We start from the raw sequence: 12238 nt of genomic DNA on the forward strand, positions 1-12238 counted from the left end.
TTATTGTCGGCCGAGGTAATCGAGCTTGCCGACTTCCACGCCGTTGTGACGCAGGATGTCGTACGCGGTCGTGATGTGGAAATAGAAGTTGGGCAGCACGAACGTCAGCAGGTAATTCAGGCCGATGAACTCGATCGGGCCGGTGCGCATTTTGAGCGTGATGGCGTGCTCTTCCGTACCGTCGATCTGCTCGGGCTTGAATGTCTGGAGATAGTCGATGGTCTTCTGAATGCGCGTGTGGAGTTCGTCGAACGTCACTTCGACATCGTCGAATTTCGGCGCTTCCACGCCCGCGAGGCGCGCGGCGCAGCCCTTGGCGGTGTCGGTAGCGATGTGGATTTGACGCGAGAGCGGCAGCATGTCGGGGAAGAGCCGCGCGCTGGTCAGCACAGTCGGGTCGATCTGCTTTTCGGACGCATGCGCCTGCGCCTTGCCGAGGATCGCTTGCAGATTGGTGAGGCCGCGGACCAGGACGGGTACCGAGGCTTGAAACATGGAAATGGACATGGGTATTCCTCGTGTCTTCGATTGTGCGCGCCGTGCTCCGAGCCGGAGCTAACGGGCGAATCATTATGCGCTATCGGACATGCGCTGCCATTGAGCCATCGGTCGATCTTGTGCACGCGCCGCGCTGACACGACGGGTCACGACGAGTAATGCATCGTCGTGACCCCGGTCGCACAGGCTGTACATGCCGCGATTAACATCGCATTCCTGATCGGATTTCTCGTGTGAAATCTCGATGTTGCGCAAGAGGTTCCGAATTAGCCGCCGCGGAAATGTTGCATCGTGCGCGCCGCAACTATTGGGTTTGAATCGCAATTTCCACGGCGGTTTTTAATCTGTTGTCACGCTGTGGCGATGGCCATTCAATTCACATCGCGCAAGTGCGACACATTGCACCACTGTTTCCTGCGACGGGCGTTGCCGATCCCCAGGCTGCGCCGCCGCGCGAAACCGGCAGTCAACCGATGCGCGCGCGATCCGGCCGTGTCGTGACGACGCGATTGACCGGCCCTGCGACGGCTTCACGACAATATGCCGCAGAGCAGTGGCGGCGCATTAGGCATATCCTGACATTCGTCAAGAATAGGAGGTGCGAAATGGTCGTGTCCACTTTGTTACTGCTGTCTGTTGCGGCTGTGCTTGGACAGGCGGCGTGGACTCAGGCGCGTGCTCGTGCGAGCCTGCAACCGGTCCGTGTGCGCGCGGATCGCCCGCGTTATCGCCGGTAGGCCGTCATGCATCTCACCGTCTGGAATGTCCCCGAATCCTGTAGTGAGCAAGAGGTGCGCGAGTTTTTCGTGCACGAACTCGGCCACTACGCGAAAGGTGTGACCGTCTACGACGCCGGTACGCCGAACGCGCACGCGGACCTCGAACTGAATGCCGACATACCGTACATCGCCGAGGCAGTGGCGCGCGAACTTCAGGGCCGCCGTTTTGCGGGCGTTGCGCTGAGGGTCAGCGCACAGCCGTTCGACGATGAGGCGCCGCAGCCGCAGCGCTGATTCGTCGCCGCCTGCCGTCGTTGACTGCCGTCGTTGACTGCCGTCGTTGACTGTTTACGCAGATGGCGGCAGCGGATCTTGCGGCGTGTACGGCGGCGCCCGCTTATGGGGGGTGTCCGCGTGAAAGCGCAGGATCGTCGCGCGCGCCGCCGCGCTGACTGGCTTGCCCTCCAGAAAATCATCGATTTCGTCGTCGCTCACGCCGTACGCGTCCTCGTCGGGGCGTAGCGGGCGCAGATTCTCCAGGTCGGCGGTCGGTGTCTTGTTCACGAGACGCTCCGGTGCACCGAGCGCCCGCGCGAGTGCACGCATGCGGCGCTTGTTCAGGCCCGCGAGCGGCAGTACGTCTGCGCCGCTGTCCCCGAACTTCGTAAAGAAACCCCTCGCGCCCAAGGCCGCGATGAGTCGTTGCTGGGCGAGCGCATCGTCAGCGTCGGGCGTGAAATCCATTGATGGTTCCTGGCAAGAGCGGCGACAACGCCACGCGGTGCATAGTCGTTGTCTGGTTTAATGGTGAGTGATCGTGGATCGCCATCCTCGACGGGACTGCGCCGTTGCGCGGCCCGACAACCGTCACGATGCATCCGAATCGCACAATACCCATAATCAGGCCGCACTCGCGATGAACAAAAAAATCTCGCGCCCGCCCGGCACAAATATGAATGCAGACATTCGGCCGGGCGCGCCGACACGGCTTCAGCAACTCAAGGTGCGCCAGTTATCGCTCGCGCGCCGCGTGCTCTGTGCAGCAGCGTGCGTGTGGTGGGCTGCGGGCGCGGCGCTCGTTGCAGGCGCGACACCAGCCTCTGCTGCGCACGTGGCGTCGGGCGCGGTGCAGGCTGCGCACGGGCTGGCGCTATCGGCGGCATCGGCGGCATCAGCGGCATCAGCGGCGCGAACAGCGTCGGCCCCGGCATCCGCGCCTTTGTCGACAACGCCCGCCTCGCCCGCCACGGCGCCTTCCGGCAACGCCGCATCGGCTGGCACACCGGCGTCCACGCCCGCCCCGGCGTCCGCACCCGCCGTGCTCAAGCTTCCCGAACATCCGGCGCTTACTCGCGCCCAGGATGTCGAGGAGACCCACGCCGCGTTGCGGATGCGCGCCGTTTTCGCGAGGGAGGTGACGCGTCGGCTGCGCGTGCCGCTCGCGGACCAGCACGCCTACGGCGCGCGCCTGCAAGCGGCGCTCGACGACCGTGACCTCGGCGAGCTGGCGGGCGAATTCGTGGTCCTCGTCGATCGCAATGCGAACGTTCAGGCGCTCTTCATCTACTTTCGCGCCTCGCCTGGCGAGCCGTGGCTCATGATCGGCGCGTCGCCGGTCGCGACGGGGCGGCCCGGCGAGTACGACCATTTCCTCACGCCGCTCGGCGTGTTCGCGCACACGCCCGACAACATGGACTTCCGGGCGGAAGGCACGATGAACCAGAACGGCATACGCGGTTACGGCCGGCGCGACATGCGCATCTACGATCTGGGCTGGGTGGATGGCGAACGCGGCTGGGGCAAGGGAGGCGTTTCACAGATGCGCTTCCAGATGCACGCCACCGATCCGGACCGGCTCGAACCGCTGCTCGGCATCCGCCACTCGAAGGGCTGCGTGCGGATACCGGCATCGCTCAACGTGTTCCTCGATCATCACGGCATCCTCGACGCCGAATACGAGGCGCTCGCCGCATCGGGCAAATCGCTCTGGGTGCTGCACTCGGACCGGGTGGTTACGCCGTGGGCGGGCCGTTTTATCGTCGTCGTCGATTCGGAACGGAAGACGCGTCCGGCGTGGTCGCCCGCGCCCGGCAGCAAGGCGCGCGCGAAGGTGCCCGCGGGCGGCGATCAGGCGGATTGAGCGGTGCCGCGCGGCGCAGTCAGAAGCCGTGCAGGATTGCCGCCGCGCCAAGGGCGGCGCCGCACAGCGCGCAGGCGATCAGCAAGGCGCGCGTGCGCCGTTGCTCGCGGATCAACCCGGCCACGACGCCGGTACGCGGGCCAGCCGTGGCCGCGCCGTGGATGCCCGGCGTTTTCGCATGATGCTGGAGGTAGTGAAAAACGAGCTGCGGCACGCGCGGCGCGACTTGCGCGAGATGAGGGAATTCCTGCGATAGCCGCCGGATCCAGCCGCGATGATCGAGATCGCGCTGCGCAATGCCGGCGAGCGTGCGCTCGGCGATGCCCCAGGCGTCGACGTCCGGATGAATCGTGCGCGCCAGTTCCTCGGCCTGGGCAAACGCGCGCTGCGCGGCGGCGAGTCGCGGCGACACTGCACCGCCGAACGGCTGCACCACGTGCAGCAAATGATGAAACAGGTCGCCCGCGCTGCGCGCGTCGGCGCTGTTCGCGAAGTGCGCCTCCGAGCGCGTGCGCAGTTCCGCCTCGATCTGTTCCTTGCGCGCGTGCGCGGGAACGTGCCCGGCGGCGCTGTGCAGATCGGCGAGCCTGCCATAGTCCTGCTGGAACAGCGCCGTCGCGCCGTGGACGAAGAACTCGCGCTCCGGCGACGAAAGGCTCGTCATCAGCGTCGATCCCGCGAACACGAGGCGCCCGAGCGTCGGCGGCTCGATGCTGACCGCGATGCGGCGCGCGTCGAGCGTCGCATGAAAGAACCCGTGCTCGAAAGCCTGCTGCGTGACGACTTCGACCAGATGCACGGCGACGCGCGTCGCGTTGATGCGATGCCCGGCGAGACCGGCGATGTCGGTAACCGGCACCGAGTCGATGTGCTGGACCGCGAGCGTGTGCGGCGTGCACAAGTCCCAGATCACGTCGGGCACGACGACACGCGGATTCCTCTCGAGCTGGTGGCCCGACTGGCTCATATTTGCCGCCTGGGCGCGCAGATCGAAGCGGTGTTGCAGGTCGTTGCGCAGATCGAGCGCCAGGTCGTGCAGCTGCAGCGTGCGCGCCGCGCGCGAGAACCGCTCGAACCAGCGCGCGACGACGCACAGCAGCAGGGCATCCTCGTCGACTTCCTCGATGTGGTCGGCGCGCAGCACGCGCAGTGTCACCGTCCGATGGCCGTTGAGCGGCAGCGCGAGCCGCGCGATGTGCGTCTGTTCACACCAGCCGTGATGGATGGGCGTGGGGTCGATCGATGCGAACAGTGTCTGCGGCGGTTTGCCGAGCGCGGCATGCAGCGCCGAGTCGAGCGCATCGGGCGTGAGCGGGGCGTCGAAATGTTCGAGGGCTTCGATGCTGTCGTGCAGCGTCATCGCGGCGAGGTCGGGCCGTGTCGCGAGTGTCTGCGCAAACGCAGCCGCAAGCGGTGCGAGACGCGGCAGCGCGCCATGCAGGCTCGCGGTGAGGCGCGCATCGTCGCGCATGCGCGACGCGAGCGAGACGAACCAGTGCAGCTTGTGATGTTCGGGCGCGGTGAGCCAGATCAGCCTGACGCCATAGCGCAGCGCACAAAAGAGCAGCCGGAGTTGACGAAATAGTGATCGCATTGGCACAGCAGTCGATGGAGCGCGTGCCGGTCGCAAGCGCGCACGGCAAAGGGCGAGAGTAGCAGGGATAGACACGCGATGGCAGTGCCGCCGCGCCTGCGTAATACAATACCGCGACCATTCGGGGCGACCACGCGACCACGCGACCACATTCGGCCGCCGTTCCGGATCCGCGCGCTCCAGATGCTTACCGAGAAGATGCTTGCAGAACAACGTCACCAATACATCCTGTTGCAAGTCAATAAAAGCGGCGCGCTTTCCGTAGCGGACCTCGTGCGCGAACTGAGCGTGTCGCGCGAAACGATCCGGCGCGATCTGAACACGCTAGCCGCGCGCGGGTTGCTCGTCACCACGCATGGCGGGGCGCTTTCCAGCGACCGGCGCGAGCCCGATCTCGACGTGCGCGAAGCCTCGAACGCGAGCGCGAAGCGCGCCATCGGCGAACGCGCCGCCGAGTTCGTGCAGGACGGCGCATCGGTCATCATCGACTCGGGCAGCACGCCGCATGCCGTGGCGCGCGCGCTCACCGACCGCCATCGGCTGACCGTCTACACGAACGACTGGCGCATCGCCATGTTGCTCGGCCGCCGCAACGAGAACCGCGTGACGATGCTGGGCGGCGAGCTTTCCGATCACGAGGAAGCGACGTTCGGCCTCGATACTGTGCGGCAGCTCGACCAGTATCACGCCGATTTCGCCTTCGTCGGCGCGGGCGGCATTACCGCCGACGGCTGGCTGACCGACTACTCGCGCATGGTCGCGGAGGTGCGCAGCCGCATGCTGCTTGCGACGAGCTGCGCGATCATCGTCGCCGATCATTCGAAGTTTGGTCGCGTGACGCCCGTGCGGATCAACGGATTCGAGCGTGCCCGGTACGTCATCACCGAACTGGCGCCGGAGAAATCGCTTGCGCGCGCAATCGTGGCGCGCGGGCCGGAACTGCTGGTCGCCTGAGGCGCGCGCGGCGCTTTCCATTCGCCGGTCATCTCGACCCGGCACATTCATCTCTCCCGACGTGCACTGGCACTGGCATTTGCGTCAGCCAGTGTTCCGGCGTGCCCGCGCCCTTTCGCTAGCCCTTTTCTGTAGACAAACGCGTGCCTGCACGGCGGCACATTGCGCCGTCTCATATGTCGTTAATTGGCAATTTGTGGATTTTGTTGCAAAACGCCACAAAAGTCATGTCGCTGTCATGGAAGTCTGTGATTCTTGCGGGGCCTGTTCTGACAGGGGCTGGCGCGCGGTGTGGATGGCTTTTCAGCGTGTGAGGTCAGTGATCGTTGTCAGGCGAGCCGGGCGGATTGTAGACAATCCGTAATCCGCGCGGCAGCACACGGGAAATGCAGGCGGCACGATCCGCCGACGTTCGACTACACAAGCATCGGGTATCCCCGAGCAACCTGGTTTTTGCCTTCGGAGAGTGACATGAACCACCAGAATCCCCTTCGCGCGGATTTCGCCCGCAAGTTTCTGCCGATGCTTGCGGCCGCAATGATGCTCGAAGGCTTTGCCTTGAGCGCGCACGCTGCCGACGCAGTGGTGCTCTACACGGCCGACGGCCTCGAAAATCTCTATCGCGATGTGCTGCCTGCCTTCGAGAAGAAGGAAGGCGTCAAGGTGAACATCGTGACGGCCGGTAGCGGCGAAGTGGTGAATCGCGCAAACGTCGAAAAGGATTCGCCGAAAGCCGACGTTATCGTGACGCTGCCGCCGTTCATCCAGCAGGCGGCGCAGAACGGCCTGCTGCAGCCGTACCAGAGCGTGAACTACAAGAATGTGCCGACGATCGCGAAGGCGCCGGACGGTGCGTGGGCAACGTTCGTGAACAACTACTTCTCGTTCGCGATCAACCCGGAAGTCGTGAAGAACCCGCCGAAGACGTTTGCTGACCTGCTGCATCCCGACTACTCGGGCAAGGTTGCGTATTCGAACCCGGCAACGGCGGGCGACGGCATGGCCGTCATCATCCTGACGACTTCGCTGATGGGCGAAGACAAGGCATTCGACTATCTGAAGAAGCTCGAACAGAGCGCCCGGTTCCACACGAAGGGCACGGGTTATCTCGACGTGCTGCTCTCGCGGAACGAAATCGCGGTGGCCAACGGTGACCTGCAGATGGACCTCGACGACGCAGCGAACGGCGGCCTCTCGCTCAAGCCGATCTTTCTCGCGGCCGATGCCAGCGGCCATCCGACCACGTTCCAGCTGCCGTATGCGATCGGCCTGATCAAGAGCGGCCCGAACCAGGCGGAAGGCAAGAAGCTGATCGACTATCTGATGTCGACCGAAGTGCAGTCGAAGGTGCCGGATATTTTCGGCATCCCGGGCCGCACGGACGTGGCGCTCGCGGGCAAGAACGGCGAAGCGGTCAAGCAGGCGATTGCGGGCGTGAAGCTGGTTTCGGTGGACTGGAACCACGTGATGGCGAAAAAGGCTGACTGGACCACGCGCTGGAAGAACGAAGTGATCGGCTCGTCGGGCAAGCAGACCGAGGTCGTGAAGCCGCAATAAGCCTTCGGGCTGTGCGTCGGTCACGTTGTACGGGACCGGAGTCGGGGCGTAGCGCCGGCTCCGGTCGATAGTTTTGGATGGGACTAAGCGCTGAAGCGCCAGGTCCCATCGACAGCTTTGCATGGGATGGGACTAAGCGCTGAAGCGCCAAGTCCCATCGACAGGAGACGATCCCGGTGAATACCGCAAGCCTTGCGCCGTCCGGCATGACGGGCGAAACAAGTGCGATTGGCGCGATGGGCGCACTGCAGGCCGCAGGCGCCGCAGGTGTGCAGATCGACCATCTGAGCGTGCGCTTCGGCACGCGCACTGTCCTCGACGACCTGTCGCTCACGATCCGCCGCGGCGAACTGTTGACCGTGCTCGGCCGCAGCGGTTGTGGCAAGACCACGCTGCTGCGCTTCATCGCCGGATTCATCGAAGCCGATGGACTTTCCGGCTCGCTTACGGTCGCAGGCCGCGATCTGACCCATGTGCCGCCGCACCGCCGCAACCTCGGCCTGTTGTTTCAGAGCTATGCGCTCTTCCCGCACTTGACGGTGTTCGAGAACGTCGCGTTCGGACTCAAGGCGCGCAAGGTGCCCGCGCGCGACATCGCCCGCCGCGTAGCCGACGCGCTCAAGCTCGTGCAACTCGGCGACGCGGGTCACGTCATGCCCGCGCAACTCTCGGGCGGCATGCAGCAGCGCGTGGCGCTCGCTCGCGCGCTTGTGATCGAGCCGGACGTGCTGCTGCTCGACGAGCCGCTTTCGGCTCTCGACGCCAATCTGCGCGCTTCGGTGCGCTCCGAACTCAAGGCGCTCCACGAGCGTCTGCCCGACCTGACCATCGTGTGCGTCACACACGACCAGGACGATGCGCTGGTGCTCTCCGACCGCACGCTGCTGATGCGCGACGGCCGCATCGCGCAACTCGGCACGCCGCAGGAGCTCTACGACACGCCGAACGACGCGTACGGCGCGCGCTATCTCGGCGCGGCGAACCTGCTGCCGCCGAACATCGTGTTTCCGGTCGGCGATCCGCGTCACGACATGCGCGACAAGCTCGCCTGCCTGCGCCCGGAAAGCTTGCGCATCGTGAAGCTCGGCGAAGGCGCGCTGCACGGCACGATCGAATCGGTCGAATGGTATGGCGCGGTGCTGTCGGTTCCGGTGCTGCTCGACGCGATGCCGAACGAGCCGGTTCTTGTCACCATGCAGCGCGGCCACGGCGTGATGCCGGAAAAAGGCCTGCGCGTATCCCTGCGTTACGAGGCAGACGATGTCGTCCTTGTTCACCCCTGAAGCGGCGAGCCTGAAGCCGCGCGACGCCGATGCGCACGCGGTCGTCGCGCACCGCCGCGAGCGGCGCGCGCAGTGGCACATCGCATTCCTGCTCGTGTTCGTGCTCGGGCCGATTGTCGTGTATCCGCTCGTGCGTCTCGTGCTGTTGAGCCTGACTGGCGCGCACGGATTGAGCTTCGATGCGTACGCATCGTTCTTCGGCAACCCCGATACGCGCGGCGTCATCGCCACGACGCTGTGGATCCTGTGTGTGAGCGCGGGCCTGGCTTCGGTGCTCGGCGTCGCGCTGGCCGCGATCCTGTTCTTCAAGCCGTTTCCTGGCGCACGCCTCGTCACGCGCTTTCTCGAACTGTTCGTGGCGTTCCCGTCGTTTCTCGTCGCCTTTACGCTGATTTTCCTGTACGGCTCGGAGGGCTCGGTGAGCATCGGCTTGCAGCGCCTCTTTCATCTGCAAGCGCCGCCGCTCGATTTTCTGTTCGGCATGGGCGGCGTGATTCTCGCGGAAGTCGTGTTTTACGCGCCATTCGTCGTGCGCCCGACGCTCGCCGCATTTGCGCTGCTCGACATGCGCCTGATCGAAGCTGCGCGCAGTCTCGGCGCGAATACGCGGATGGTTGCTGTGCGCGTGATTCTGCCGCTTGCGTGGCCGGGCATCGCGGCAGGCACGATTCTGTGTTTCCTGCTGACGTTCAACGAGTTCGGCATTCTGCTCGTGCTTGGCAGCGCGCATCTCGTCACGCTGCCGGTTGCGATCTATAGTGCGGCAACCGTCGACCTCGATCTGCCGACCGCGGCCGCAGGTGCCGTCGTCATGCTTGCGATGTCGCTCTCTTTATATGCGTTCTACCGGCGCGTGAACCGCCGCAGCCAGGGAGGTGCTCGCCATGGCCGCTAATCCCGATCGAATCGCACTGCCGCCGCTGCATCACCGCGTAAGACCCGTCGAGCGCAGCCTCGCCGCACGGATCGCGGGCGGCGTGCTGCTCGGTTTTGCTGCGCTACTGTGTTTCTGGCTCTTCGTGCTGCCGGTGATCGTCGTGGCGCTGTCGAGCGTCGCATCGCACTGGTCCGGCACGATCTTCCCGGATGGCTTCAGCATGCGCTGGTTCGAGCGCCTCGGTTCGCGCGACTTCGATGCACTCGCAACGAGTCTCGAAGTCGGCTTCGGCGTGGCGGTGCTCGGCACAGCGCTGGGACTCTGGCTCGCGCTGGCGCTGGAAGGGCGCGACCGGCGCGGCCTGGGTGCAGTCGTCGATACGCTCGCAATGGTGCCCAACGGCGTGCCGAGCGTCGTGCTCGGCCTCGCTGTGCTCATCGCCTATCACAAGGCGCCGCTGGATCTGTCCGGGTCTGCGGCGATCGTCGTGCTCGTGCAGCTCGCGCTGGTGCTGCCGTTCTGCTATCGCTGCGCGGCGGCTGCGTTGCGCCCCGAATTGACCGTCCTGCGCGAAGCTGCGGCGAGCCTCGGTGCGCCGCCGTCGATGGTGCTGCGCCGGGTCGTGCTGCCGCAACTCGTGCCGGCGATCCGCGCAAGTCTTGCGCTTGGTTTTGCGCTGTCGCTCGGTGAACTCGGCGCGACGCTCACGGTGTATCCGCCGGGATTCGCGACGGTGCCGATCGTCGTCGTGGGCGCGGTCGAGCGCGGCTATTACCTGCCGGCGTCGGCGCTGTCGCTGATTCTGCTGATCGTGTCGCTGGCGGCGCTGCTGCTGATCGCGGCACGGGTGCCGCGCCGCCGTGCGGACTAATCGAATGAATGGCGCAGCGTACGCAGGACTTCGCCAGCGCTTTGTGGACGAACGGCACGATGCTTGATCGAGACGCTGTTACGCCGATTGAGACATCGCACCAGCACTCGCTGAGCGAATTCGTGCGCGGCGAGATTGAGCGGCGCATCGCGGCAGGCCTGCTCGCGCCGGGCGACAAGCTCAACGAGGCGGCATGGGCGGCGCTGTTGCGGGTTTCGCGCGGACCGGTGCGTGAGGCATTCCGCGCGCTGGAGCAGGCGGGGCTCGTGCGTAACGAAAAGCATCGCGGCGTGTTTGTGCGCAGCGTTTCGGTCGCCGAGGCTGCGGAACTGGGCGTGGTGCGGACGATTCTGGAAGAGGCGGCGTGCAGGATGCTGGCCGCGCGGATCGATGCGGCTCAGGTCGCGGTGCTGCGCGAGTGGCTGGGTGCGATGCGCGACGCGCTCGTGCGCGAGGATCGTGCAGCGTATGGCCGCGCGTGCGATGCGTTTCGTGATGCGCTCGTTGCCGCGGCGGGTAATCAGAAGCTGCATGAAACGTATCGACGGTGCGTGGGCGAGCTGTGCCTGTCGCGGGCCATGCCGCCTGAGGACGACACGATGGAGGTATCGTATGCTGCGCACCGTGCGATCCTGAATGCGCTGGCAACGCGCAACGCCGACGATGCCGCTGCGCTGATGCGCTCGCAGGGCGGCGCGTGCGCGTGGTGAGCGGCGACGAATGTGGAGGGCGGCGGCGCGCGCCGTTGCCATCGAAAAAAGGGGGGAGTGAAGGATGGCGCTGAGTCCGGCGGATATCAAGGGGCTGTTTGACGGCTACGGCGCGCTCGCCTACAGCGGCGAGCCGGTCACGCAACTGGAGCACGCGCTGCAAAGTGGCGCATTGGCCGAGGAGGCCGGAGCGAGCGAGGAACTGGTGGCGGCTGCGTTCCTGCATGATTTGGGCCATTTACTGAGCCGCCAGGGCGAGACGCCGACGAAACGCGGCATCGACGATCTCCATCAGTATTACGTGCTCTCGTTCCTGCGCCCTGTTTTACCGGACGCCGTGCTGGAGCCGATCAAGCTGCACGTCGATGCCAAGCGCTACCTGTGCGCTACCGACGACGCGTATTTCCGTCTCCTGTCGGCCGACTCTGTGCGCAGCCTTGAATTGCAGGGTGGCATCTTTAACGCGGAGCAGTCGCGTGAATTCGCGCAGCGCCCATACGCAGACGATGCAATACGCCTGCGACGCTGGGACGATCTTGCCAAGGTGGCGGGCAAACCGACGCCGGGTCTCAATCACTTCCTGCGGATTATTGAACGCGTGATGCAGCGTCACTCATGATTTGAGTGCTGCCGAATCAGCGCATAAAGGTTTCGTTCGGGGCCTTTCAAAAAAAACCGCTTGCAAGAACGGATCGGGATCACTAGAATTTCGGTCTTTCGCGCTTTCGAGTAAGGCGCGGGGGAAGCGAAAGGCCCGAATGGGCGGGGATTTGCGGGTGGCAGCAGTTATGCCGGACAGGTTGAACGAAGTAAAAAACCTGTTGACAATAAACCTGATGATCTTCATAATCTCGTTTCTCTGCTGCTGACGCAGCGACGCAGAAAACGCCGGGTAGCAAGTCGTTGTTTTACGGTGGTTTCAGCGAACGATCTTTAAAAATTTACAGCCGATAAGTGTGGGCGCTTGATGCGGTCAGCGACTCCGGTCCGTTCTTCGGGATGGGCCGGGAAAAGCAAAAGTATCAAGAGTCTCAC

Annotated in this window: 11 protein-coding genes and 1 pseudogene; 9 read left to right on the top strand and 3 right to left on the bottom strand. The window is 64.8% G+C overall.

The genetic code is table 11. The annotated features are described in order from the left end of the window. The gene (locus EPN59_RS11015) at positions 1 to 507 is read right to left on the bottom strand and encodes a DUF1993 domain-containing protein (protein WP_293033015.1); all 507 of its coding nucleotides are present in this window, start codon (positions 505 to 507) and stop codon (positions 1 to 3) included. Positions 508 to 1241: 734 nt separating this feature from the next. Here EPN59_RS11015 and EPN59_RS11020 point away from each other — a divergent pair. Further along, positions 1242 to 1511 carry an RNA-binding protein gene (locus EPN59_RS11020; protein WP_293046040.1) on the top strand — a complete coding sequence of 90 codons (270 nt, stop codon included), beginning with the start codon at positions 1242 to 1244 and terminating at the stop codon, positions 1509 to 1511. A 54-nt stretch (positions 1512 to 1565) separates the two neighbouring features. Here EPN59_RS11020 and nadE read toward each other — a convergent pair. After that, positions 1566 to 1892, bottom strand: a pseudogene (gene nadE / locus EPN59_RS11025) (NAD(+) synthase); the annotation flags it as partial. Positions 1893 to 2169: 277 nt separating this feature from the next. Between nadE and EPN59_RS11030 the strand changes: the two are divergent. Then, on the top strand, positions 2170 to 3357 hold the full coding sequence (locus EPN59_RS11030; protein ID WP_363928556.1) for a L,D-transpeptidase: 1188 nt from the start codon (positions 2170 to 2172) through the stop codon (positions 3355 to 3357). Between the two features lie 19 nt (positions 3358 to 3376). Here EPN59_RS11030 and EPN59_RS11035 read toward each other — a convergent pair whose 3' ends face one another. Continuing rightward, on the bottom strand, positions 3377 to 4951 hold the full coding sequence (locus EPN59_RS11035; protein ID WP_293036658.1) for an AarF/UbiB family protein: 1575 nt from the start codon (positions 4949 to 4951) through the stop codon (positions 3377 to 3379). A gap of 198 nt (positions 4952 to 5149) precedes the next feature. Between EPN59_RS11035 and EPN59_RS11040 the strand changes: the two genes are divergently transcribed. The 7 genes from EPN59_RS11040 (at position 5150) to EPN59_RS11070 (ending at position 11822) form a co-directional block, all read left to right on the top strand. After that, entirely contained in the window at positions 5150 to 5905 is a 756-nt protein-coding gene (locus EPN59_RS11040) for a DeoR/GlpR family DNA-binding transcription regulator (protein ID WP_293036660.1), read from the top strand. A gap of 471 nt (positions 5906 to 6376) precedes the next feature. After that, positions 6377 to 7462, top strand: a complete 1086-nt coding sequence (gene phnS / locus EPN59_RS11045) for a 2-aminoethylphosphonate ABC transporter substrate-binding protein (protein ID WP_293036662.1) — start codon at positions 6377 to 6379, stop codon at positions 7460 to 7462. A 176-nt stretch (positions 7463 to 7638) separates the two neighbouring features. Continuing rightward, on the top strand, positions 7639 to 8745 hold the full coding sequence (gene phnT / locus EPN59_RS11050) for a 2-aminoethylphosphonate ABC transport system ATP-binding subunit PhnT (RefSeq protein ID WP_293036663.1): 1107 nt from the start codon (positions 7639 to 7641) through the stop codon (positions 8743 to 8745). After that, positions 8723 to 9640 carry a 2-aminoethylphosphonate ABC transporter permease subunit gene (locus EPN59_RS11055; RefSeq protein ID WP_293036664.1) on the top strand — a complete coding sequence of 306 codons (918 nt, stop codon included), beginning with the start codon at positions 8723 to 8725 and terminating at the stop codon, positions 9638 to 9640. The genes phnT and EPN59_RS11055 overlap by 23 nt, the downstream gene beginning before the upstream one ends. Beyond that, positions 9630 to 10493 (top strand): 2-aminoethylphosphonate ABC transport system, membrane component PhnV, encoded by an 864-nt coding sequence (phnV, locus tag EPN59_RS11060; RefSeq protein WP_293036665.1) that lies wholly within the window; start codon positions 9630 to 9632, stop codon positions 10491 to 10493. The genes EPN59_RS11055 and phnV overlap by 11 nt, the downstream gene beginning before the upstream one ends. Positions 10494 to 10552: 59 nt before the next feature. Beyond that, complete coding sequence (locus EPN59_RS11065; protein WP_293036666.1) at positions 10553 to 11203, top strand: GntR family transcriptional regulator; 651 nt, start codon at positions 10553 to 10555, stop codon at positions 11201 to 11203. Between the two features lie 64 nt (positions 11204 to 11267). Next, positions 11268 to 11822, top strand: a complete 555-nt coding sequence (locus EPN59_RS11070) for a phosphonate degradation HD-domain oxygenase (protein ID WP_293036667.1) — start codon at positions 11268 to 11270, stop codon at positions 11820 to 11822. Positions 11823 to 12238 lie beyond the last annotated feature (416 nt).

It is taken from the genome of Paraburkholderia sp., from assembly GCF_004298475.1.
GTDB lineage: Bacteria > Pseudomonadota > Gammaproteobacteria > Burkholderiales > Burkholderiaceae > Paraburkholderia > Paraburkholderia denitrificans.